This is a genomic window from Bradyrhizobium sp. AZCC 1578 (assembly GCF_036924675.1).
Lineage (GTDB): Bacteria > Pseudomonadota > Alphaproteobacteria > Rhizobiales > Xanthobacteraceae > Bradyrhizobium.
This window is the reverse complement of record NZ_JAZHRZ010000001.1, coordinates 243660-267518: the sequence shown is the minus strand read 5'-3', so window position 1 is coordinate 267518 and position 23859 is coordinate 243660. Positions and strand designations below refer to the sequence as shown.

The following is a 23859-nucleotide window of genomic DNA, read 5'->3' as shown; positions in this document are numbered from 1 at the left end:
TGAACAAAGTCGCTATTGATTTGCAGGCGAGCTCGGAAGCACGGCTGCCATACCTTCCGGATTGATGTTGAAGGCCAGGAATATCAACGGCTCGTTGCCTGGGTTTCCCCATTGGTGCACGAGGGCGTACGGTTCATAGATCAAGGAACCCGGTCCCCTTGCTTCCGTCTTGCCATCGACCGTGTTGGCCCCGGTGCCGGAGACGATAAAGTATAGCGCCGCGCCCGACCGATGGTGTGGCGGGTTGGAGGGCATCCCCGCCGGAAATATGACTCGCGTGAGATTGAGATCATAACTACCTGGCTTCAGGTCGGGAATTGGGTTCGCTGAGCGATATAATTCTGTCACGGCCGCAGGTGCCGCTTCGGCAGGCCGATCCAGGTCTGCGGCGGCAGCGAGCAAGAAGTGGAGGAAAGTAGATGGCCCGTTGGCGCCTGCCCTTAGCGCCGCGATCTTTCCGCGGGCGATAAACAGCCCCTCACCGGGGTTGAGCCTTTTGGCCCCACCATCGAGCGCGACCTGGGTCGTACCTGACATCTGGTAGAGGATGCCGTCGGCCGCCGAGATGGCGCTCATCGCGTCCGGTTGAAGGGTGACGCTCACCGCTTTGAAATAGAGCGGCACGTCCGTGACGGTCGCCAGTTTGGTTGCGGCGACCACCGTTCGTGTAATTGCCGGTGGAGCAGGGGTGGTTTGTGCGGTCCCGGAGGCGGGAAGCGCCAATGCGCCGAGCAACATTAGTCCGATTGTCCTGAACTGCATGATTGCCTCCCAGGGTCAGCGGAAAATCGGAGCACCATACGCCCTCCCGGCGCCTCTTGGAATGGCGGTTCGCTTTGGGCTGCTATTGGACGGAATCCGGGTGCAAAGGCCGAGCGAAACTGAGTTCGTGGCCTTCGGGGTCGACGAGGTGGAAGAAGCGCTCACTCCATTCGGCGTCGCGGGGCACGGTAGCTGGCTGCAATCCCGTACGAGCGCACGGTCGTAAAGTGCGTCAACATCGGCGACGTAGAAGATTACCCGCCCCACCAGGACCAGCGCCGCTCGGTAGGTTGGGCGATGAGGTTGAGATAGCTCGTCCCGCTCGAAAGCTTGTGAATGATGACTGCTCGCCGCCATGCAGGACCTCGAACCCTAGCGCGCGGTAGAACCGGACAGCTCGTCGCATTTCGCGGGTGCACAGTGTGACTGCGCTGATCCCCTCGATCATGGACAGAACTCTCCTGTTTTTCCTGCGCCGTTTGTAGTCGATACTTTTCCCTGCGAAAGCAGGGATCCCGCTGAACGGCGAGCCGGTGCGAGGCGGCCGCGTCCGCTTTCCCGATTTTTGAGCCTGCCGTGTGTGGTAAGCTAGAGCGTGGATAAATCACTCAAAGTCGCACCCGCGAAAGGAGCAGAGTATGAAGAGCGATAAAGACGTTATCGAATACCTCAACAAAGCGCTGCGCCACGAACTCACCGCGGTGAACCAGTACTGGCTGCATTACCGTCTGCTCGACAATTGGGGCTACAAAGAGCTCGCCAAGACATGGCGCAAGGAATCCATTGAAGAGATGCAGCATTCTGACAAGCTCATCGAACGCATCATCTTCCTCGATGGATTTCCCAATATGCAGACGCTGGAGTCCCTTCATATCGGGAAAACCGTGAAGGCTGTGCTCGATAGCGACTTGAAGGCCGAGTTGTCAGCGCACTCCCTCTACGCTGAAGCCGCGACCCATTGCCATTCGGTCAAAGATTACGGGACACGAAGCCTGTTTGAGACCCTGATGCACGATGAGGAAGAGCACATCGACTTTCTGGAAACCCAGGTCGATCTCGTCACGAAGATCGGCCCCGAGCTCTATGCCCAACATCATATCGGAGAACTTGGCGAAGACTGAGGTGTTGAGGTCGATACGTGCGAGCAGCCAAGCCAGACTCGGCCAACTATCGATAGCTCTCGCGAGCCAGAGCCAGATGAGGAATGTCCGTTGTTGGCACCTTTGAGACATGCCCGCGGACGACCAGAATGTCCGTTCATCAGGGTAGATCGGAAGTTATTAGTGCCCAGCCGAAGTGACGCGCATGACCCAAAGGCGATAACCAGCCCCACCTCACATCGTAGTAAGATCAATTCTGATCAAGCGGGCAAGCTCGTTGAGCAACTAATCCAGCAGCAAGGAGGAGAACTCATATGGCAACATTCGTTCTTGTCCCCGGGGCAGGCGGCATGGCTTGGTATTGGTACCGCGTGGTGCCGCTCATTCGCGCGGTGGGGCACGAAGCAATTGCCGTCGACCTGCCTGGCGACAGCAAGCATGCCGGTCTCGAGGCGTATGCGGATATCGTCACACGCGCGATCGCGGCACGAGATGACGTTGTTCTCGTCGCTCAGTCCCTTGCAGGCTTCACGGCGCCGCTTGTTTGCGCGCGGGCGCCCGTGCGGATGCTTGTGTTCGTCAATGCGATGATTCCGAAGCCCAGCGAGGCCGCTGGCGCATGGTGGGACGCAACGGGAGCCGTCGAGGCGCGTAGAAAAGCCGCGGAGCGCCGCGGCTATGCGACAGAGTTCGATTTGGCGACCTATTTTCTGCACGACGTGCCGGAGGACGTGCTGCGCACGGGTCCGCAGCAACCACGCGAGGAAGCCGAGATCGTCTTCGGCGAGCCTTGCCATTTTGAGCGCTGGCCGGATATCCCCATTCACGTTCTGGCAGGAAAAGACGATCGTTTTTTCCCGATCGAATTTCAACGGCGTGTCGCGCGTGAAAGGCTCCGGACGAAGGTGGAGGAAATTCCCGGCGGTCATCTGCTCGCGCTATCGAATCCCAGAGGACTGACTGAGCGCCTTCTTGCGTATGAGAGCGGCCTGACAAATTAGTCCTCTCGTATAGAGCAGCAGCCTGGATTGGGTCTATTCGTTAAAAGAACTGGATCCGTTCTCAGCAGCACAGGCCGGCCGATTGGTAGAGCCATGGCGTCGGTCGGCTTGTGACTGAATGGCGGCTTGCACCAATCAGCCGATCTGATTTTGGCCCAACCCGCGGATTGGCTTCCGCAGGTCAACGCACAGATTTGCGTCGCGTTTCAACGAGCGCGGCGTTATCGGGCGGGCCGAGCCGGCGAGCGTTGCGGACAATTCGATCCGACACCGCATTTTTGCGACTCGTGAACCGAACAGCCGTGGCAACCCGACGGTTGCCAAGGATGACTACCGAGTGCGGGTAGCGAATGGCAGCTATTGGCCCATTCGCGACGGTTTGCGCGACGCCTGAATATTTCCGAAGTTGAGGGTAGTCCGGACCTGACTGCCCATGGCCAATACCGGCGCTTTTGACCCGACTCGCTTTCGCGCCGCTATCGGCGGACCTTTAATTATCGCGACCCACCACCGAAGTTCGCCGACATTTTTCAGTCAACGGAAATCATGTTCTGGTCGGTCACGGTCTACGACATCCACACGCGCTCGCAGATGCGGATCTATCTCGGCGACCGCGCCGCATCGAGCCTGAAGCCATCGACGCGATGTCCCAGGCGCTATCGGACGAAGCCTGCGAGTGCGGCTATAACGTGGCGACTTCTATGAAATGTTGCGGACCGCGTCGGCGTCGGTTGCTGCCAAATATGTGGCTGCCTGTGCGCGATAAAGCTTTCATCCTTTCGCATTGTCATCTCTAAAGCGCCACAGAGTGGGCTCCCGCTCCCCAGCCTGCATGCCTTCGCAGAGGCGTCCGGAATTCCACAGCTCGGAAATCAGGGAGACGGACATGCAACTCATTCGATCAGACCTCGATTTCATTCTCGCGCAAATTCGATTCGCCGAAACCGGCGCTCGTTTGGAGGACCCTTCTCTTCCGTTCGGGCTGCGGACGGTTGACGGCACGAACAACAGCGTGGTGCCAGGCCAGTCGGACTTCGGCGCCGCGGATCGGGTGTTCCCGCGGATGACCGATCCTGTGTTCCGCGAAGCGGATCTCGGGACGTCCTACTCCCAGACCAAAGATACAGTGATCGACGCCCAACCGCGGATCATCAGCAATCTGATTGCCGACCAGAATGCGAACAGCAACCCGGCGGCCGCCGCAGTCGACAGCGATGGCGACGGGGTTATTCCGAACGCGGATTCCGATGGCGCGGCGCCGTTCAATCAGTGGTTCACGTTCTTCGGCCAGTTCTTCGACCATGGCCTGGATCTGGTGAACAAGGGCGACAGCGGGACAGTGTTTATCCCACTGCAGCCGGACGACCCTCTCTACGTTGAAGGCAGCCCGACCAATTTCATGGTGTTGACGCGTGCGACCAACCTGGCCGGGGCAGACGGGGTCGTGGGAACTTCGGACGATGTCCACGAGCACACGAACCAGACGACACCGTTCATCGATCAGAACCAGACGTACACGTCGCATCCGTCACACCAGGTTTTTCTGCGCGAGTACATGCTTGACCCCAACGGCAATCCGGTGGCAACCGGGCGTCTGCTCGAAGGCGTCAATGGCGGCCTGGCAACATGGGCTGACGTCAAGGCGCAAGCGCGGGAGCTGCTCGGCATCGACCTGACCGATGCCGATGTGACCAACATTCCCTTGCTGGCAACCGACTCTTATGGGCGCTTCCTGGCCGGAGCTCATGGATACGCCCAACTCGTGATGCCCGGCGCTGACGGCATTGCGGGCACACCCGACGACATCCTGACAGAAGGCAACCCCACCAATCCCATCAGCACCACCGGGGCGATCCGCACCGGACACGCCTTTCTGAACGATATTGCCCATGATGCCGTTCCGACCGACAAGGTCGCGGACGGCGACACGGAGGTCAGCCTCTCGAACCTTGACGGGTCGGATACGAGCGGCAACTACGACAATGAGCTGCTCGATGCCCACTACATCACCGGCGACGGACGCGGGAATGAGAATATTGGCTTGACCGCCGTTCATCACGTTTTCCACGCGGAACACAACCGGCTGATCGGGCACCTGAAGGAGGTGATCCTGGCCGAAGCGGACAATGATCCAGCATTCGTGAGCCCGTGGCTGAAGCCGGGAGCGGATATGTCCGACGGCATCCAGGACAGTGACTGGAATGGCGAGTACCTGTTCCAGGCCGGCAGATTTGCGACCGAGATGCAATACCAGCATCTTGTCTTCGAGGACTTTGCACGCAGCATCCAGCCGAACATCGATGAGTTCGAGGCGCACGACGTCACCATCGATCCGGCGATCGTCGCCGAGTTCGCGCACACGGTCTATCGGTTCGGGCACTCGCTGCTGCGCGAGACTGTTGACCGTCTGGATGCCGACGGCAACGTGGTCGACGCCAATGCCGAGGTGGCGGGCGATCAGCAGCTCAGCCTGATTGACGCCTTCCTCAATCCGCTCGCCTATGCGGAGCGTGGCGCCGACGGCGATGCTGCAGCGGAGATCGTGCGCGGAGCAACGGGCGAGGTCGCCAATAGCGTCGACGAATTCGTTACCGGTGCGCTGCGCAACAATCTTCTCGGTTTGCCTCTGGACCTTGCGACAATCAACCTCGCGCGCGGCCGTGACACCGGCGTGGCACCGCTCAACAGTGTCCGCGAGCAGTTCTACGCAACAACCGGAGATCCCGATCTCAAGCCATATGCGAGCTGGGCGGAATTCGGGAGCGGCATTAAGCACCCAGAGTCTCTTGTGAACTTCATTGCAGCGTACGGCGTTCATCCGTTGCTCGCTGATGCCGCCACGGTGGCGGAGAAACGTGACGCGGCCGTCACGCTTGTCTATGGGACGGCGGATGACCCGACCACGGCGGCAGACGAGAGCGTTGGCCCGGACACTGATTTTCTCAACGGCACTGGAGCCTTCGCCGGCGTCGAGACTGGTCTCAATGACGTTGATCTGTGGATCGGGGGCCTGGCGGAGAAGCCGCTGGCGTCGGGCGGGCTGCTGGGCTCGACCTTCAACTTCGTGTTCGAGACTCAGATGGAAAATTTGCAGAATGGTGACCGCTTTTACTACCTTTCGCGGTTGGAAGGTACGAATTTCCTAAATCAGCTCGAGGGCACCTCATTCTCCGAGCTGGTGATGCGCAACACTGATACCACTCACCTTCCCTTCGACGTCTTCGCGGTGCCCACCTACACGATCGAAGCCGGCGACCCGTCAACCTATCCGGTCGACGCTGCCGGAAATCCATTAGTGATGACCAAGCATGGAGGCAAGCTAGGGTTTCTTGGCGACGATCACGTCGTGATCGGCGGTACCGACCGGACGGACAGGATTCAGTCCGGCGCCGGGGACGATACGCTCTGGGGCGACGGTGGCAACGATGTCCTCGACGGCGCCCTCGGCAACGATGCCGTGATCGGTGGCGACGGCAACGACCGCCTGACCGGCGGCGACGGCGACGACTTCGTCAACGGCGCCGCCGGAAACGACAAGGTATGGGGCGGCGCAGGCTCCGATCTGCTCGTCGGCCTGGAGGGCCGCGATCGCATCAAAGCCGGCGATGGCGACGACGAGGTCTTCGGGGGCCTCGGCAATGATCAGATCTTTGGAGGCGCCGGCAACGACGAGCTGCTGGGGAACGAGGGCGATGACTGGATGAAGGGGGGGCAGGGCGACGACCACCTAATCGGTGATAACGGCAATCCGTTCGGCGAGCCGCTCCCGGACACGGACACGGCCCTATTCTCGGGTAGGGCAAAGAACTACACGATCGATCATAATGCCGATGGCTCAATCACGGTCACCGACAAGGTCGGTGCCGAGGGCACGGACACGCTGCAGAATATCGAACGCCTGCAATTTGCTGATAAGATGATTTTGGCAGACGGCTCAGCTGAAGCGACCGGCGGTGACGGTGCCGACACCTTTGTGTTCAACCTTGACTCTCTCAAGGGTGAACACAACACCGCAACCATCACTGATTTTCCGAAAGTGGACAAGCTGCAACTTTTGAACGACGTTTACGTCAAAGTATCCTCCGACCATCACGGCGGAACACTGCTGCAAGTCGGCGACGACGACACCATCGATTTGCTGGACGTAAAGCCGAATGGATTGCACCATCGAGACTGGGCATAAGACCAAATGCTGCGTCGCTCTAAGTGGGCGGCGCAGCACTGCTCAATTTGTGAGATGACTCACCATTTTCTCACAAGGGACCAATAGTGTCGCGTTCAGCGCGGTGATCTAGGTAGCGATGATCATAGCGTCAGAATTGCGATCCCCCTGGTCGATAAAGTTTGCGTTAGTCAATTTCGGACCTCAGCTGATTCCTTTGCCGACCTGACCGAGGTGACATTTACTTTTGCCATCGGCCTCCCAGCGATTCAGACCTCTTCATCGTGCGAGAGGAATACGCGCCGCTGCACACCGCCCCGACCCGGGGGTTCGTTATCAAGCAGATTACGACACCCCGACGTATACCAGCCAGCAGTCATCGCGTGCCCGGCGAGCGGTTTCGGGTAGACGATTCCGCCAAGCAGCGCCACATCCCCAGCGGCGTGCCCACTCGCTGGCATCACGCTTATGGTGGCCACATATCTTGGTTGCCGAACGGACCCGGATCGGTAGGTGCACGCCGACGACGTATTGAACAAGGCACCATTTGCACTCGTCGTTTGCTGTGGTGCATGAGTCCGTAAGTGGCACCTTGACATGCCCGCCTATCCTGAGAATGTCCGTTCACCGGGGTAGACCGGAAGTCGCCGTGGTCCGGCCAAATCGACGCGAATGACCCAAACCGGAATTATCCGGCGAGGCCGACCGGCTTAATTCACTTCTCGCGCTGCGACCTTCTTTCACGCATAACGAGCGGGGGACACGCGTGTATCGTGCCGTAGCAACGGCGTAAGGCGCGCCTTCAGGAGGACCGTCGCATGATCGATAGACGAAGCCTCGTTATGGGTGGGGTTACCACTATGCTCGTGCCGCTATCTGTTAGAGCGCAGCGATCAGGAAAAGTGTGGCGAGTTGTTTTCTTTTCAGTTGCGGCAGGTCCGAACCCTCTTGCTGACTCCTTCAGGCGAGGATTGAACGAGTTAGGTTATAGTGAGGGGCACAACCTGTCGATCCAGTACCGTTGGATGGCTGGTCATGAGAGCCAATACGACGATGTAGCGCGCGAGTTGGCCGAAAGTGAGCCGGACGTGATTGTCACGGCAGGCCATCCCCCGGCTGTTGCTGCCAAGAAAGCTACAGCACAGATACCAATCGTCGCGCTTGCCGTTGTTAATCCCGTAGGAGGTGGCCTAGCCGCCAGCATCTCCCATCCCGGTGGCAACTTGACCGGCTTTTCTTTGGAGGTCACGCCGGAAACAAACGCGAAAATGCTCCAGCTTCTGCACGAAGCAGCCCCTAAAATCACCCGAATTGGTGCGCTTTGGAATTCTGCAAATCCTGGCAGCCGTTTCTACCTCGATGCGGTAAGGCACGCAGCACAATCGGCAAACCTCACTCTCAAGGCTTATGATGTGCGCCGGGCCGAGGACATCGATGTTGTGTTCCATTCGCTTCGCGGAAGCGTTGAGGGGCTCATTGTTTTTCCAGAGGGTCTGCTGTGGACGTATCGACGTAATATCGTTGATGCTACACGGGAGGCACAATTAGCCACGATTGTTGGTTATCGCGATGCTGTCGAGATGGGAGCGCTGATGAGCTATGGCCCCGACCTCGTCGATCTCTTCAAGAGAGGCGCTGCCTACGTAGACAAAGTCATCAAAGGCGCCAAACCTGCCGAGCTTCCCATCCAACAGCCGGCAAAATTCGAGTTGGTGATCAATGTAAAAGCGGCTAATGCCTTGAACATCGGTGTGCCTCCAACATTGCTCGCCCGCGCGGACGAGGTGATTGAATAGGCGTGTTATTCGCCGCGGTGCATGAGTCCGCAGTTGGCCCTTTTGAGACATGCCGACCGCTTCTGACGATGTCCGCTGTCGGGGGACGACCGGAAGTGCTCAGCGGACGGCGAAAACGGCGCTACAAAAAGCGGATCTGCTGGTTCGTTAAAATGGCCAAGTGGACTACGGGAATAAGACCTTGCGCATAAAGCAGACCGTACCGCAGCACGTTGATCGAAGGGTCGCAAAGCGACAACTTTGACTTGTCAACGCTGAGGTCCCATGAAGCGATGGGCATGCTCCGCACATAGGAGGTGATGATGCAGGTTAGCTATCCATTGTCGGCCGGAAACCGTCATATTCAGATATCTTAGACCGTCCTCGATGTGCGTCGAAACGCTGTTCCAGAAAAAGGTGGGATATTTGTCGATAATATCAGCTGGCGAGGCATATCCAAGCTGACGGTTTTTTCCGATCTCTTCAAACTCGCTATAGAGCGCATTGGCCTTTCGCGAATACATTGGATCCCCAAGCTGTCCGATGAGGTCGGCAGCTTGGACTAGTTTTGGCTCTATGCTCTCATTAGCGTTCGAGCGATCCAGACGTGCTGGAAAGCGCGTCATTTCAATTGCGGCTGCGATACGGGACGCGTCGAGAATGGGGGAATTTCCGAGGCGCTCAAAGGCAAACAGCTTCGATCGATCGACGTGATAAGGCGAGAGGGCTGCATCTGATGCGCCGCGAGAAAGTGTAATTTTGTTTCCGCTCCCGTCCACCACGAACTCGGTTTCCGTGTCACGGCTCAGAACGCCACGCACATAGCCGATATCGTGCAACAGACAAGCGACGATCAGATGGCTGTAATCAGTGGGTTCTATTCTTTGTGAAAGTGTCATTCCGGCTAGAATTTCACGTCCGACCATCGTGACCTGTAGGGTGTGCTCGTAATTGTGGTAAAGAGCATCGCTTCTGGCCAGACATTCAATGGTACTGCGCGCAAAGGAGCCTAAACGCTCAGCCATATCGTCCTGTGCTGGACCAAAAATACGACGGAAATCTTTGGCGAGAAATTTGCCCAACTTCTTGGCTGCTAATGCCGTGATCGTCTTCACCGACCATCTCCAGGACGGCAAGATGCTAGCATCTTGCGAAGAATCTGGAAGGCGAAAAACGTCGGTCGTTACGCTTCCAAGGTGAACGCAGTCCGCTCGGTCTGACGTTGACAGACGCCTCTCGTTCGAGCTGATGAAGTGATCGAAACGCTCGCTGGTTGCTGCGGTGCATGAGTCCGGTTTTTGGCACGAATGCGGTGCCCACCGGCTCAGAAACTGTCTGCTCATCGGGGTTTCGCCATTGCGCCCTGCGGTCCTGTGGATCCGACGCCCCTCCGGTTTTTGACGGGAACCTCTTGCCCTCAAGACCATCCAAGGTGAGCAGTGAGGAAAGCGCCGATGCGACGGTCCAGTTACCTGCGGACGGACCCGTTGGCATCGGACAATACCGAGTTCGTACAGCGCGCACGCGGCTCGGGACGCCTTCGAACATAACAAAGGAGGACAACCAATGGCACAGGATCTTTCGACTTCCATCACAAGACGAAGCCTAGTCGCAGGGCTGGCGGTGAGCGCCGCCCCAGTCGCTTTGGCGAGGGCAAATAACGCCTACGCGCAGGCCAAGGAAACCACGAAGGAAACCACGTCTGAGAAAAGTCTGTATGAGCGGCTGGGGGGCGTATTCGCCATCGCGGGGGTGGTGGATCACTTCAGCGACGCCATCGTGAAGAACCCCGTCGTCGGCCAGAAGTCCAAGAACCCGCAACTGCGGGAATGGCACACCAAGAACCTGAAAAGGCTGCCCGGCCTCAAGTTCATGCGGACACTGTGGGTCTGCAACATTTCGGGTGGGCCCTTCCAGTTCATGGCCACCAAGCCTGGCAGGACGCCGCTCGGCCTTGAGGAGGCCCATCGGGATCTCAGGATCTCCCCAGCCGAATTCGATGAGGTCGCAGCTGAACTTGGACGGACGCTGGACTTCGCCAAGGTCCCGAAACGCGAGAAGGCCGAAGTCCTGGCAGCCTTCGCCGCCCACAAGGACGAGGTCACGGCCGGCTACGTCGCGGCAGCCAAGCGCGGCTGAAGCTGCTGTGCTGCTCAGTCCATGCGATCCCGCTCAGCCAAAGCTGGGCGGGAAGTGTTGCTGCGCCCGACGAGATGACCGAATGAAACCTACTAGCTCCGGTACAACGAGTCTGTTTTTGGCACTTTTGCGACGTGTCGGTGCATCCGCGGTGTGGTCGCTATCAGGGTAGAAGCGGACGTCGCGCGGACTTCGCGTTTCGGTACCGAATGACCCCATTTCGGACATCAGCTTAGCCAGACATTGGTCCACAATTGTGCTATATGAACATTAAGTTTCCCCGAGCCCCGGGGGTGCATCTTGAGCAGAGAGCACGTAGAGCGGCGACTGGCAGCGATTCTGGCGGCGGATGTTGCGGGCTCTTGCCGCTTGATAGGGATCGACGAAGAAGGCGCGCTGGCGCAACTGAAAGCTCTGAGAAAGACGCTTTTTGATCCCAAAATCAGCGATCATCGCGGGCGCATCGTCAAGAACACCGGGGACGGCGCTCTCGCTGAGTTCGGGAGCGTCGTAGATGCCCTACGCTGCGCCGTCGAAATTCAGCGCGGCATGGCCGAACAAAATGTCGATGTGCCGCAGGTCAAGCGGATCGAATTTCGCATCGGCATTCATGTCGGTGATATTGTTATCGAAGAGAACGATATCTTTGGTGACGGGGTCAATATTGCGGTGCGTCTCGAAGAGATCGCAGAACCGGGCGGCATTAGCATTTCCGACGATGCTCACCGGCAAATTCGTGGCAAGGTAGATATCATTTTTGAGGACACGGGTTCGCAATCTTTGAAGAATATCGCCGAACCGATACGGGTCTGGCGCGTGCGCATTGCCGCTATCTCTTCTCCGGCAATGGTAACAAACCTATCGAGCGAGACTGCGCAGCCGCTCCCTCTCCCCGACGAGCCCTCCATTGCGGTGCTGCCGTTCGAGAATATGAGCGGCGATCCGAAACAGGAGTATTTTGCCGACGGCATGGTCGAGGACATCATTACCGGTCTGTCGCGGTCCAAATCGCTTTTCGTCATCGCGCGGCACTCCACCTTTACTTACAAAGGCAAAGCCTTCGATATCAAACAGGTCGGCCGCGAGCTTGGCGTCCGCTATGTGCTGGAGGGCAGCGTCCGCAGGGCCGGCAATCGCGTTCGCATCTCGGGACAGCTCATTGATGCCGCAACAGGAAAGCATCTCTGGGCGGACCGGTTCGACAGCCAACTCGATGATATTTTCGATCTGCAGGATCGGGTCACCATGAGCGTGATCGGCGCAATCTCTCCTCAGCTTGAACGCGCCGAAATCGAGCGCGCAAAGCACAAGCCGACTGCGAGCCTTCAGGCCTACGACTATTATCTTCGCGCGCTCGCTTACTTTCGTAAATTCACCAGTGAAGCGAACATTGAAGCGCTCAAGCTCACCAAAAAAATTGCCAGCGATATCGATCCCGAATTCGCGGCGGCGTACGCGCTCGGCGCTCGTTGCTATGTACAAAGGAAAACATTCGGATGGAGCACCGCGGCTCAGGAAAGAGTTGAAGCCCGCCGGCTCGCGAGGCGGGCGATCGAACTCGATAGAGACGATCCATCGGTGCTCGCAAGGGCCGGAAATGTGCTCGCTTTCCTAGGTGAGGTCGAGGAGGGCGCAGCGCTCCTCTCGCGCGCGATTAACCTAGACCCAAATCTGGCTACCGCACGACATTGGAGCGGTTGGGTCCACCTTTATCTCGGTGACGTAGATGCTGCGATCGAGCAATTCCAGGTCACCTCGCGTTTGAACCCGCTGGATCCACGGATCTTCATTGTCCAGACCGGGCTGGCCTATGCTCATTTTTTCGCTAGCCGCAACACGGACGCCACATTATGGGCGACAACTGCTTTTCGGCAGCAACCAAATTATCGGAGCGCACAATTTATTCTGGCGGCATGCCATGCGATGTCTGGACGGATTGAGGAAGCACGAGAGATCTGCGCGCAACTGAACCCGCCCCCACGAATTTCTCGAATCAGGGACAGAACCCCATTTCGCAGGGCGGAAGATATCGACAGATTGGCGCAGGCTTTCCGGATCGCGGGGATGCCGGAATGACCGTTATTGGCCCATTCGAGACATGCCAACGCACGGTAACGATGTCTGTTTATAGGGGGTAGAGCGGACGTCGTCGGTATACACCTAGACAGGCTGTCTCGCCGGAGGGATCATGCAGCGCGAGGATAACTGGGGGCGCCGACCCCCTTGGGCAGGCCCCAAACGGCCGTCACCCAATGCGTCCGCAAGCAAACTGCCTGTGGTAATTTGATGATCATCGGGCATTCGCAGGCTGGAAAATGGCGATAGCCCATGCCTGCCAGTTCGCTCCAACTGGAGTGACGAAACATGGATCCATCGGTCACTGATTTCATCGCGAGGGAAGCGCGCTTTGGCGCCCGGAACTACGAACCGCTCGGCGTCGTCCTGTCGCGCGGCGAGGGCGTCTTTGTTTGGGATACGCAAGGCCATCGCTACCTCGATTGCCTCTCCGCCTATTCCGCGGTGAATCAGGGCCACTGCCATCCGAAGATCTTGGCCGCGATGGTGGAGCAGGCGGGCCGGCTGACACTGACGTCGCGCGCCTTTCACAACGACCAACTCGCCCTCTTCTACGAAGAGATCGCGGCGCTGACCGGCTCCCACAAGGTGCTGCCAATGAACAGCGGCGCCGAAGCGGTGGAGAGTGCGATCAAGTCGGTGCGCAAATGGGGCTATGAGGTGAAGGGGGTGCCGGACGGGCAGGCCGAGATCATCGTCTGCGCCGATAATTTTCACGGCCGCACCCTTGGCATCATCGGCTTCAGCACCGACCCGGCGGCACGTGACCATTTCGGACCGTTCGCGGCGGGCTTCAAGATCATCGCCTTCGGCGATGCCACGGCGCTGAAGAAGGCAATCACGCCCAACACGGTCGCCTTTTTGGTCGAACCGATTCAGGGAGAAGCGGGCGTGGTCATCCCACCGTCAGATTACTTTACAGCGGTGCGCCAACTCTGCACCGAGCACGACGTGATGCTGATTCTGGACGAGATCCAGACCGGGCTCGGCCGCACCGGCAAGCTGCTTGCGGAACAGCACGAGGGCATCGAGGCGGATGTCACGCTGCTCGGCAAGGCGTTGTCCGGCGGCTTTTACCCAGTGTCGGCCGTGCTTTCGAACAACGCGGTGCTCGGCACCCTGAAACCTGGCCAGCATGGTTCGACCTTCGGCGGCAATCCGCTGGCCTGTGCGGTGGCTCGGGCCGCGCTGCGCGTGCTGGTCGAGGAAGGGATGATCGAGAACGCAGCCGCCCAGGGCACCCGCTTTCTCGATGGCCTGAGCAGCATCCGCAGCAACACGATCCGGGAAGTGCGCGGACGCGGGCTGATGCTGGCCGTCGAGCTTCACCCGGAAGCAGGCGGTGCTCGTCGCTACTGTCAGGCCCTGCAGGCCCGAGGCATCCTCGCCAAGGACACACATGGGCACACGATTCGCATCGCCCCGCCGCTTGTTATCTCCAGCGATCAGGTCGACTGGGCGCTGGAACAGATCGCCGCCACTTTGTGGCAGGATTTCTCGTGACCACTGGCCAGCGCCGCCGATTGCCGTCGTTCTGTTGGTCTCGATACACGCCCGCATGCCTCATCTTCTCGGTATGCCGAAAACCCATTTCAAAACTCGCGTGCGGATGCACGCGCTTGCTGAGCTATTTCCCTTCCCCGAGCTACTGGTCTCGAGTGCTTGCTGGTGGAGGGATACAGCTCGGCCATCTCTTGTGCGCGGGATCGCTGATGACGAAACCGCCGGTCCGATGCGATGCCGGTTCGAGACAGTCTTTCGGCCTTAGCCGTTTCAGCCGGTCTGCGCGAATTTGATGGTTGAGACGGGCCACGTTCCATCGTGGCCACTGATCGAAATTCGTAGGCCGTGCAACTCGTCAAGCCAAACGTTCTCTACTGTCCCGGCCTTTCCATCAGTGAGAACTACGGCCTTGCCGACAAGCTCAGACCGGGCCTCATCGAGCGCGCCAAGGATTGTTAATGCATGGAGTTTCGCCGTAGGCATAGTTGCCTCCGAAATCAGGCCATGCGAGGGCTGCGGATGTCATCGTCGGCGCATCCGGAAGCGGCGCCCTCACTCTCGCTCCGACACGAGACCGGGTCATCAAGAGTTCGAATGGCTTTTCTTGTATGCGCTGCTGCAATCGATCGGCCGACCACTCCAGAGGAGATCACAATTGGCATCGAAGTCGGATCTACCACATGTGTCTTTGCCACGCGCTTGTTTCCCCCCAAGGCCCACTAGCACTCCGGTCCTGACCGGCTACATGGGTAACAGAGTAGACCGGCGACATAGGTAACAGGTCAACTGGTCGGCAAGGAGGACCTTGTCGATGGGGTGGAAGGAGACCTGTGCCGTGGAAGAGCGGATGCGCTTTATGGTGGCGGTTGAGAAGGGTGAGGAGTCGTTTGCGGCGATCTGCCGGCGGTTCGGTGTGAGCCGTCGGGTTGGGTACAAGTGGCTTGCGCGCTTTGAAGAGGAAGGGGCTGCCGGCCTGCTCGACCGTTCGCGAACTCCGCTGCATCATCCGCAAGCGATGGCACCGAACATTGCCGAGCGTTGCCTAGAGGTGCGGCGGGCGCATCCGACCTGGGGACCGGTAAAGGTGCGGGCCTATCTGGAACGTCGCGCTCCTGCGACGGAGTGGCCTGTGGCGAGCACGATCGGGGTTCCAGCGGCAGTACAACGAGGAGCGGCCGCACCAGGCGCTCGACAATGCCACGCCCGCCGATTGCTATCAGGTTTCCGCGCGGCGCTTTGACGGCATCCTGCGCGAGCCGGAATATGGCGATGACCACGACGTGCGACGCGTCCGTCATAACGGCGAGATCAAGCTGAACGGCAACATGATTTACATCAGTGCAGCCTTGGTCGGCGAACCTGTCGCCCTTGCCGAAAACGAGGATGGCTGGACCGTCAGCTATGGACCGATCATGCTAGGAACCATCGCGCATCGTGGCGACCGGCTGCGGCAACCCAAACGCCAGGGCTGTGGACTTGTGGGCAACGCTGCGCGTTCCCCACAGGGTCCACAGCCCCAACAACAACAGACCTGAACGAAACAAGAATTGTGTTACCTATGTCGTCGGTCTGAACTGTTACCTATGTTGCCGGTTGCACACTCCTTTATCGCTTGGGTCTCTTTTGGTAGATCCCTGAAAACGACACGTTTGCGCCGCCGCAATGGAGATTGTCGCCGACAACCAGTAACTTGCCGACGAGCTGCAGAGTGACTTGGCAGTCGATTTCGTCCGTCCCGTCGCCGAAGCTCATTTTATCGGCAGAAGGCTTTGCGTCGTAATCGAACCCGCCGGTATGGGTGCGGCTGCCTGAACCCCATGTGGCCTCGCCCTTGATGGCCAGCATGCCGGCCTCTTTCGATTTCGAGATGCGAATGAAATTGTCGTAGGCGCGGCCATTCGCCGAGCCAATCCCGTTCTGCCGGTAGTCGTATGTCCCCCTGCCACGCAAGCCTGTCGGTCGCGCTCGCCAGTCGTACGCCAATATCTGTCATCAAGACGCTCGGCTGTGGCCAAGGCTGCCGCAATGATGCTTCACTGCCGCTCAGTATCGGGGTCGGTAGTCGCCGCGCCGCCGGAGCGCGAAAGCGTATTGGGGATTGATCCCGCAAAAGGCGTCGGTATCACTCGCGGTAGCCATGCATTGGGCGTAGCTGGAGAATTGGCAGTTGCCCGGATAGCCCCATATCCGCCCTCGCAGGCAGTAGCTATTCGGTACGCTCTCATAAGCCAAGGGGGAACCATAAAAACCCGGGCCATATGTCTGAGCCCGGGCTTGCCCGTCTGCTAGGGCTATACTCATCGTCAAAATCGTCAAAGCCAAAGTGCGCATTGGATCTTCCTCGAAGTCGGCACAACAGCCGTGCTTAGATGGTGGGCAATAATCAATGTGCTCGGAATGGTTCAGGCCCGCGCAATGAGTCACTGAGCCAGCCGTGCTGCACTGCTTGCAGAAGAAGCGCCAGCCGACCACCGACCAAGGTTGATCCTGGGGCAGGGTATCCCAACCAGACGTCCACTAAACGCCGATCGCGTTCACCGAGGGCACTGAACGCAACAAGTAACGTGCCCGTTCGCAATCCAGTCTGCAGGGCCGCTTGGCAGGTACTTGCCTGCCCATCGTGAGTGTCGTGCCGCGAAGTCATCAGCAATGATTCCGCGCCGACGAGATCGCGCAAATTATCAATCGCTTGGGGACCGAAGTAGCACGAAGCTACAGCGTGTCGTCCATGTGGAAATCTTGCGGATCCGAGGCGCCCCCAAAAGGGGGATGGGTTTTAAGTGGGGCCGACAGCGCTGATGAGCCCGACCGCTATGGGGACGAGAGCAGCGCAAATCCATAAAGCCGGTGCACTGGAGCTTAGGCCAGCAATAGCGATCCATACGCCGAAGCCGACGAGACCGGCTGAGATTGCATAGGCGGCCGCTTTGTCCACGGCCCGTCCAAACGCGTGAACGATACCGGCTCAACGACTCGCCGGGGGCCTGAAGCGTTCCAACCCTCTGACTCAATCATCGTGTCGGCTGGGTGGCACTCCCGGCTTTTGGCCTCGCGGCTTCCCTCGCCCGCTCAGCCTGCCAGGCGTCGTATTCTGGCGTAGCCGGACGCGGAGGCGCGCCCGGCGGCAGTCCGCCCATCCAATGCGGCATGTCGGCTACATGGGGACCGCTCGCACAGGCCGAGACCATCAGGAATAGGGCGCATAGGATGAGAGATGTCCGGAGCATCGTCGGCTCCCTAATGGAAACGGCCCCAGCCTGGGGGCTTGTAGGCTGGGGCCGTCATCCCAACGCGCCAGCGCCGGATGGCATAGCGCCAGCATTAACGCGCTCAAGTGCCTCCCGTTCCCATGCGCGGGCGTTGCCCAGGATCCAAGCGGCCAACCCTTCCTAAACTGCCGGCCGAGACGATTTGAGCAATCGCGGAGGTCATCGCCGCGAGAGTAATGCGTAAGAGCCGTCGCTGATACGGCCCAGCGGCGGCTTTCGCGTGCGAGGATTCACGCTGCCGGGCCCTTTCTTTCGCCGGATTTCGGTCGCCATCTTTTCGTGTTTTAGAATCAATGGGGAGAATTGACGTGGCGATAGGTACAGTGAAGTGGTTTAACGCGACAAAGGGCTACGGTTTTATTCAGCCCGACACTGGCGGCAAGGACGTGTTTGTCCATATCTCAGCCGTCGAGAGGGCAGGTCTGAGCAATCTGAATGAGGGCGCCAAGGTGAGCTACGACGTGGTAGCGAACCGCGGGAAAGAATCCGCCGAAAACCTTAGGGTAGGTTGATAGTCGAGGATCGTAGAGGGGGCCGCCACGCTGGCGGGCCACACTCAAACAATCTTCCACGCTCTGTTCACTATTGTGCAGACGTTGCCAGCTTTTCCCGCTCCTGTTAGCGCGCCAGATGGGTACCCACTACCCTATCTGGCTGTTTGAAATGTGAATATTTTGGATGGCCTCGGCGCGCGTTACGCGCTGGGGCCATTTTTATTCTCGGCCGGTATCCATGCGGCTCGTTGCGGCGTCCCGATGACGCGCTGTCACACCCGCCGGGCTGGTTATAGGATGATGTGGTCAACCGCGCGATTCGGAGGGGCCATGACCGCACGGCAGCCGAGACTCGGCAATCTCTTGGCGATGCGCGCAGAGATCCAGGCCAAGGTCGACCAATATCCCGCTGCGCGTTTTCCTATTCAACACGAAATCGAGAAACTGCAAAAGCACCTGGACGAATTTAACGACCGAATCATAGAATTGGAAAACGAACGTCATCGCGGCCACGCCATGGAGGTGTTGAAGGCCAATGCGTTGGACTTCGCGCGGCGGATCGATGAACTCCGCTGTTTGTTAATCGATTCCCGACGATCATAGATCGTTAGGCTTCACGCGGCCGCCTTGTCCGCGCCGCGGGCGACGATCATCAGCGCGCCGTCCGCCAACTGCCGTTGCAGCGTCTTGGCTTCGTCCCAGGGCGCGCGTATCCAGACGTTCGCACTCTGGATAGGTTCGACGACGGCGTTCGGCTGGGTGGTGAGGAAACCATAGACCAGATGCTGCCCCGGTACTGGCTTCGACTTGGTGCCGCGGTCGCCGTTGAACTCGGTCCAGATGCCGGCAAAGCAGGTCAGCGGCCGATCGTCGTTGATTGCGAACCAGACGACATCCTTTTTCTTCGTCTCTGGGTTTGGCTCGGGCGCGTACTCGGCAAAACTGTTGAACGGCACCAGGCAGCGGTTCTCCGGCTTAAGCCAGCCGCGCCAATGCGGTGACGAGGTATTCCGGATGTTGGTGACCGGCGGTCCGCCGGTCCGCGGGGGTGGAGGCATGCCCCAGCGCATTAGGACGAGCTCGCGCTCGGCGCCGGCGTTGCGGATGATAGGAGCAGGATAATCCGGAAACACGCCGGGCATGGGCGGCAGGTTGCCGACATAACGATTGACCACGCGAAAGAGGGCGCGGATCGCTTCTTGGTTCGTCGTGATCGAATAGAGATTGCACATCTGCTCAGCGTTCCCCCGGCCACCATGTCGACGGTGGATCGTTCGCGGAGATTTTGGTCGCTCGCAGTGCCACCAGATGGCTACGCTTGAACGGTCGCCCTTGGAGCCGTGAGCACTCCTTGCAGCGCAGGTAGCGTTCCAACTCGTGGATCGGCGTGATCTTCGGCCGCCTCTCCGTATTCAGCGCCACCGTTTGATGCGTGCTGCAGCCGAGGCACTTGACTTCGAGATATAGAAAACCCGCATTGAGAGCATCGCCGAGGGCAGGGGACGGCTGGGCAGGTCCCTGATATCCGAGCATTCGATCGTTCCAAGGCTTACAGGCGAGCCGATCGGCCTCCTTGCGCGCCGCCGCGGCGCGCTCGGCCGATGCGTGGATGGAGCTCCCATAGATCTGCTGGCGTGACTTCGTGGTCATGGGGAGATTGTCATGTCGGGCGGGCCATCGACAAGCCGCTACCCTTGGCGGCCCAACAGGCGCTCGAGCGCAAGAGAACGGTCAAGGACCTTTGGTTCAGCGACGTTAACCTTGCGGTCGAGCCCGCACGGCGTCAGAGCACAGGTGGGTTGCACGTCCGATCCCGCATGCCGAGAGCGGCGCTGTTGCGCGCCGCTTGCCTGCAACCGGCCGGAGACCGTAGGCTGCGACCCTCAACCCACTCCAAGGAGAGAAGTGACGTGGCGATCGGTACTGTAAAATGGTTCAACCCGACCAATGGATATGGCTTCATTCAACCCGACGGCGGCGGCAAAGACGTTTTTGTACACATCTCGGCGGCCGAAAGAGCTGGCCTCAGCACGCTGAACGAAGGCGCGAAGGTCAGCTACGAGGTGCAAGAGCACCGCGGCAAGATCTCGGCCGAGAACTTGAGGGTTGGCTGAACGGTAGGCCATCAGAAGATGGAAGCATCGGTGAGGAAGCATTGTGTCGGCTCGGGAAGTAACGCGAACTAAATCATTTGCTTGAGAATATTTGTTTCCTCAGGCAAGGAAGCGCGGTGATGATCAATAAGCAAATTCAAACGTTTGGTTATGAAGGCCTGACCATTCAGGCCTTCATCGAACATCTGAAGGGGGCGGGGACTAGGATCGTCATCGACGTGCGCGCCAATCCCCTGTCGAGAAAGCATGGCTTCTCGAAGAAGGCGTTTGCCTCCTATCTCGAAAAGGCGGGCATCCAGTACATGCACGCGCCCGGTGTTGGCTGCCCGAAGACGATCCGCGACCGCTATAGGGCGGACGGAAATTGGAGCGCCTATACGATCGCGTTTATGAAGTACCTGAAGAGCCGAGGCGATGACGTCGCCGCGATCGCCACGGTCTCCAAGGATGCAGCAGCATGTCTAGTCTGCTTCGAGGCCGACTTTGAGAGATGCCACCGGAAGTTCGTTGCCGAGGCAGTGGCTGCCTCTGCCGGCTTATCCGTCGACCATCTCAGCCGAACAGCGTTAACTGCGGGCGTTCGGCCGGCCGCTTAGGCGGATAGATAAGACTGACGATCAACCATTGGTCCGGAAACCGATGGATCGTGCCCATCAAAAACATCAAATCACCCGACGGCAATTGAGCCTCCATCTTCGCTCGGAAAGACGCTTCCCAGGCGGTGCCGTGTCGGTGCCGACAGTTCCAGTAAAGTGCACCAGCTTCCCAATCCGCAATCTTGTGACGATACTCCCTCGTCGTTCCGTCGATGGTACAAGCGTATCGGTAGTGGAAGTCGAACGGAAGCTTCCTAAGTGTCTTGAGAGCCTTGGCGTCCGCATCATCGAACAGTCCGCCCTGACGTTGGCTTTGCAATAACTTCGCTCTTTCGTCTTCTGACCAGTCCGGCTTTGCCACCTGCGTGATCTCGAACGAGCTGATGGCGCTGGGTCGGAGAAGTCCTAATGTAGTTCCCGCACTAAGGCGGCTGGCCTCCAATGCTGCAAAATCTTGAAAGACATTCAGTTTGCCGATGGCTTCGCGACGAGCCTCCCATTTACGCGAAGTCGACAGTGGTTCGCCCAAGAATTTTATGGTGTCCACGAAGAGCCTATGGCTTTCGGCGCGTCGATCGGCTGAAGCGCGCCCAATGCGAGCGTTGACCCACTGCCACTTCTTGAACTGATGAGCACCGTCGATCAGACGAAAAGGTACAGGGAACAGGCGGATCAAAGATCCGTTCGGTCTCATTCCGGCGACGCATGATGTCTCGACATACCGTCCGCTTGGGGAAGGATACGTCTTGCAAAGGATCAAAATATCAGTTTCGAAGGAAGCCATTTTACGTCGCTTCGGGTGAGGGCGGCGCTGCCCCGACCGATCTAGGTCGGGACCAGCAACTCACTACGTCGCTGCATCAATACCGTGGCGTGCGCGTGCCGGCGGCACCGGTGTAGGGATTGACATTCCCGCGCGTAGAGTAGTTGTCCATCTGCGTACTGTTCGGATTTGTCGCGGTGTGAGGCGGCACGTAGGTGCCGCTGCTCGTTATATGGCCCTGGACGCTATGGCTCCTTGAGTTCGAGCCGGTGCCGTAGAGTTGCGCCTGGGCGCCGGTGTGGATGAGCGTCAGCGCGGCAGCCAGGACCAGATGCTTCATTATTTAGCCCTCCCCAAATAGTTTTATGAAAGGCCGCATGCAACCACGCCTCCGGCAAAGAGTCTAGTCGGATATCGCCCCGCGCAATTACGGACCTAGCTCTCCAGGCCCAACCCAAGCTGTCAAAGTAAACGCGATTGAGAATGCGGGCCGCCGTGATTAGCGGCGCCGTGCAACGTCGAGATCTTCTGCCCGGAGCCAATCGGCTCATCATGCTGTTGCTTGGTCGTGCGGCCGAAGGTGCAGGCCAGCACCACAGGACGGCTCGGGTGACGGTGCAGGAGCCAATGGGCAGCCACTAGGTGACCGCCGGTGGTGCAGACGTCATCCAGTAAAATAATCGGGCCCTTCGGTCGTTCTACAACCTTGTAAGCAGTCTCGAAATGTGACGGGTCTCGTGGACCGCCTTCGCGTGATTTTTTCTGCACTTCCCGAAACACGAGGGCAGGGGCCACTTTCAGTATCCCGCCGCTCTTCCTGGCAATCTCGCGCGCGAGATCGAGTGTCTTAAAGTCCGGCGTTGTCGCTGAAGTGACGTGCGAATTGGGTATCGGCACGATGGTGGCTTCACCGTCGTGATGTCGCAGGATGTTCTTCGCTAACGCTGGCGGGATCCGCGAAACGAAATCCTGCACGTTGTTTTGATCATACACTCGCCGCTGCCCACCGACATAGCTATGAAACCAGCCTTTGATCGGGTCGCCCTTGATGGCCTTGATCATCTTCGTCGCCCGGTGATCTTCCGCGCGCCATTCCGCCTCGCTGTCGGTGAGGTAGGCGCACAGACTGATGAGTTTAAGGGTTGCCAATTGCGTTGATCAGGTCAAAGGTCGACGACAGCACGCCCACCTTCGGTTGTCCGACAAACCGCTCCGGCCAGGTGAGGGAGCCGTCATCGACAACCGATTTCGCGATGAAAAGCCATCGTCCTAGTCGGACGCATTCCGCCGCCTGGTGCAATGTCGCAGAAGTATCGGAGGCTTCGATGATCACGGTGGCATCGCTGATTGCCGCCATGACCCGGTTTCGAGTTGGAAAGTTTGATCGGAAGACGCGATCGCCGACTTTAAACGGCGTCATCAGAAGGTGATGAGCATAGATTTGCTGTTGCAACTGCCCGTTCTCCGCGGGGTAGGCCTTATCCAGTGGCGTACCTATCACCGCGGCTACGCGGCCACCGTTCGAGATGGCGCTGGTAAGCGCGGCCGTGTCCACGCCCTTGGCCAGCCCGCTCATGACCGTCACGCCAGCCTTGACCAAATCGCGCGCCAGCTGCGAAGCGCGCCGCCATCCAGCTTCTGAGACCTCGCGGGTGCCGACGATCGACACGGTAGGTGCGTCGAGGATGTCGAGATTGCCAGCGTAAAAAACGGTAGCCTCGCGACGAGGCGATGCGTCGCGTAAAAAGTCGAGTTGTTGGTCTTCGAGCGCCGCTCGGCCGATCCGGACCAGCAAATCGGGCAGCGCATGGGTATGCACCTCCGTCGGGGGCACATATCCGCCGCGGCGCCCAATAGCGGCGCCGGTCGTCCGGTCTGCTGCCTGGAGGGGCATGCTTCGAATCCTTCGGATGGCCAATCAGTCTACCGGCGGCTGCGGAGCGCGTCACCGTGGAGTGGGGGGATTTTCCTGCTCATCGGGCACCGATTGGTTCTAGCCTTCGGGACCCAATTTTGGACCCAAACTTCCTGGGATGACATTTAACTATCCGAACCAGAACGAACCAATGGGCGAGATAAGTCGCTGAAATCTCAACCAATCAATA

23 protein-coding genes are annotated in these 23859 nt (G+C 58.9%); 12 read left to right on the top strand and 11 right to left on the bottom strand.

Annotated elements, in window-relative coordinates; translation table 11 throughout:
• Window positions 1–12 precede the first annotated feature (12 nt).
• Window positions 13–762: a cupin domain-containing protein gene (locus V1290_RS01465; RefSeq protein ID WP_334362651.1), complete on the bottom strand. Its 750-nt coding sequence runs from the start codon at window positions 760–762 to the stop codon at window positions 13–15.
• A 638-nt stretch (window positions 763–1400) separates the two neighbouring features.
• Here V1290_RS01465 and bfr point away from each other — a divergent pair.
• From bfr to V1290_RS01445, 4 genes are all read left to right on the top strand, one after another.
• The gene (bfr, locus tag V1290_RS01460) at window positions 1401–1883 is read left to right on the top strand and encodes a bacterioferritin (RefSeq protein WP_334362650.1); all 483 of its coding nucleotides are present in this window, start codon (window positions 1401–1403) and stop codon (window positions 1881–1883) included.
• Between the two features lie 293 nt (window positions 1884–2176).
• On the top strand, window positions 2177–2863 hold the full coding sequence (locus tag V1290_RS01455; protein WP_334362649.1) for an alpha/beta fold hydrolase: 687 nt from the start codon (window positions 2177–2179) through the stop codon (window positions 2861–2863).
• A gap of 886 nt (window positions 2864–3749) precedes the next feature.
• On the top strand, window positions 3750–7046 hold the full coding sequence (locus V1290_RS01450; RefSeq protein WP_334362648.1) for a peroxidase family protein: 3297 nt from the start codon (window positions 3750–3752) through the stop codon (window positions 7044–7046).
• 797 nt (window positions 7047–7843) lie between these two features.
• Window positions 7844–8821 carry an ABC transporter substrate-binding protein gene (locus V1290_RS01445; RefSeq protein ID WP_334362647.1) on the top strand — a complete coding sequence of 326 codons (978 nt, stop codon included), beginning with the start codon at window positions 7844–7846 and terminating at the stop codon, window positions 8819–8821.
• Window positions 8822–9069: 248 nt separating this feature from the next.
• Here V1290_RS01445 and V1290_RS01440 read toward each other — a convergent pair whose 3' ends face one another.
• Window positions 9070–9915 (bottom strand): HD domain-containing protein, encoded by an 846-nt coding sequence (locus tag V1290_RS01440; RefSeq protein ID WP_334362646.1) that lies wholly within the window; start codon window positions 9913–9915, stop codon window positions 9070–9072.
• A gap of 451 nt (window positions 9916–10366) precedes the next feature.
• Between V1290_RS01440 and V1290_RS01435 the strand changes: the two genes are divergently transcribed.
• From V1290_RS01435 to rocD, 3 genes are all read left to right on the top strand, one after another.
• On the top strand, window positions 10367–10939 hold the full coding sequence (locus tag V1290_RS01435; protein WP_334362645.1) for a group I truncated hemoglobin: 573 nt from the start codon (window positions 10367–10369) through the stop codon (window positions 10937–10939).
• A gap of 300 nt (window positions 10940–11239) precedes the next feature.
• Window positions 11240–13015, top strand: a complete 1776-nt coding sequence (locus V1290_RS01430; protein ID WP_334362644.1) for an adenylate/guanylate cyclase domain-containing protein — start codon at window positions 11240–11242, stop codon at window positions 13013–13015.
• A 288-nt stretch (window positions 13016–13303) separates the two neighbouring features.
• Window positions 13304–14518 (top strand): ornithine--oxo-acid transaminase, encoded by a 1215-nt coding sequence (gene rocD, locus V1290_RS01425; RefSeq protein ID WP_334362643.1) that lies wholly within the window; start codon window positions 13304–13306, stop codon window positions 14516–14518.
• Window positions 14519–14788: 270 nt separating this feature from the next.
• Here the strand turns inward: rocD and V1290_RS01420 are convergent, their stop codons facing one another.
• Window positions 14789–15001: a PRC-barrel domain-containing protein gene (locus V1290_RS01420; RefSeq protein ID WP_334362642.1), complete on the bottom strand. Its 213-nt coding sequence runs from the start codon at window positions 14999–15001 to the stop codon at window positions 14789–14791.
• 328 nt (window positions 15002–15329) lie between these two features.
• Between V1290_RS01420 and V1290_RS01415 the strand changes: the two genes are divergently transcribed.
• Window positions 15330–15758: a helix-turn-helix domain-containing protein gene (locus V1290_RS01415; RefSeq protein ID WP_442894957.1), complete on the top strand. Its 429-nt coding sequence runs from the start codon at window positions 15330–15332 to the stop codon at window positions 15756–15758.
• Between the two features lie 365 nt (window positions 15759–16123).
• On the opposite strand, the gene V1290_RS01410 is transcribed toward V1290_RS01415, so the two are convergent.
• Both V1290_RS01410 and V1290_RS01405 read right to left on the bottom strand, forming a co-directional pair.
• Window positions 16124–16501, bottom strand: a complete 378-nt coding sequence (locus tag V1290_RS01410; protein WP_334362641.1) for a hypothetical protein — start codon at window positions 16499–16501, stop codon at window positions 16124–16126.
• Window positions 16502–16561: 60 nt separating this feature from the next.
• Window positions 16562–16849: a DUF3551 domain-containing protein gene (locus V1290_RS01405; RefSeq protein WP_334362640.1), complete on the bottom strand. Its 288-nt coding sequence runs from the start codon at window positions 16847–16849 to the stop codon at window positions 16562–16564.
• Between the two features lie 1246 nt (window positions 16850–18095).
• Between V1290_RS01405 and V1290_RS01400 the strand changes: the two genes are divergently transcribed.
• Both V1290_RS01400 and V1290_RS01395 read left to right on the top strand, forming a co-directional pair.
• A complete protein-coding gene (locus V1290_RS01400) occupies window positions 18096–18299 on the top strand; it encodes a cold-shock protein (protein WP_334362639.1) in 204 nt (67 codons plus the stop codon).
• Between the two features lie 312 nt (window positions 18300–18611).
• On the top strand, window positions 18612–18884 hold the full coding sequence (locus V1290_RS01395; protein WP_334362638.1) for a hypothetical protein: 273 nt from the start codon (window positions 18612–18614) through the stop codon (window positions 18882–18884).
• An 11-nt stretch (window positions 18885–18895) separates the two neighbouring features.
• Here the strand turns inward: V1290_RS01395 and V1290_RS01390 are convergent, their stop codons facing one another.
• Both V1290_RS01390 and V1290_RS01385 read right to left on the bottom strand, forming a co-directional pair.
• Window positions 18896–19513, bottom strand: a complete 618-nt coding sequence (locus V1290_RS01390) for an SOS response-associated peptidase family protein (protein ID WP_334362636.1) — start codon at window positions 19511–19513, stop codon at window positions 18896–18898.
• Window positions 19514–19517: 4 nt separating this feature from the next.
• Window positions 19518–19931, bottom strand: a complete 414-nt coding sequence (locus V1290_RS01385) for a hypothetical protein (RefSeq protein WP_334362635.1) — start codon at window positions 19929–19931, stop codon at window positions 19518–19520.
• Between the two features lie 260 nt (window positions 19932–20191).
• On the opposite strand from V1290_RS01385, the gene V1290_RS01380 reads away from it, so the two are divergent.
• Together V1290_RS01380 and V1290_RS01375 are read left to right on the top strand one after the other, a co-directional pair.
• Entirely contained in the window at window positions 20192–20395 is a 204-nt protein-coding gene (locus V1290_RS01380; RefSeq protein ID WP_334362634.1) for a cold-shock protein, read from the top strand.
• Between the two features lie 119 nt (window positions 20396–20514).
• Window positions 20515–20991 (top strand): DUF488 domain-containing protein, encoded by a 477-nt coding sequence (locus V1290_RS01375; protein WP_334362633.1) that lies wholly within the window; start codon window positions 20515–20517, stop codon window positions 20989–20991.
• Here the strand turns inward: V1290_RS01375 and V1290_RS01370 are convergent.
• From V1290_RS01370 to V1290_RS01355, 4 genes are all read right to left on the bottom strand, one after another.
• On the bottom strand, window positions 20948–21775 hold the full coding sequence (locus tag V1290_RS01370; protein WP_334362632.1) for a hypothetical protein: 828 nt from the start codon (window positions 21773–21775) through the stop codon (window positions 20948–20950). The genes V1290_RS01375 and V1290_RS01370 overlap by 44 nt on opposite strands.
• A gap of 76 nt (window positions 21776–21851) precedes the next feature.
• The gene (locus V1290_RS01365) at window positions 21852–22094 is read right to left on the bottom strand and encodes a hypothetical protein (protein WP_334362631.1); all 243 of its coding nucleotides are present in this window, start codon (window positions 22092–22094) and stop codon (window positions 21852–21854) included.
• 122 nt (window positions 22095–22216) lie between these two features.
• A complete protein-coding gene (locus V1290_RS01360) occupies window positions 22217–22903 on the bottom strand; it encodes a phosphoribosyltransferase (protein ID WP_334362630.1) in 687 nt (228 codons plus the stop codon).
• Entirely contained in the window at window positions 22890–23648 is a 759-nt protein-coding gene (locus V1290_RS01355; protein WP_334362629.1) for a DNA-processing protein DprA, read from the bottom strand. The genes V1290_RS01360 and V1290_RS01355 overlap by 14 nt, the downstream gene beginning before the upstream one ends.
• Window positions 23649–23859: the final 211 nt, after the last annotated feature.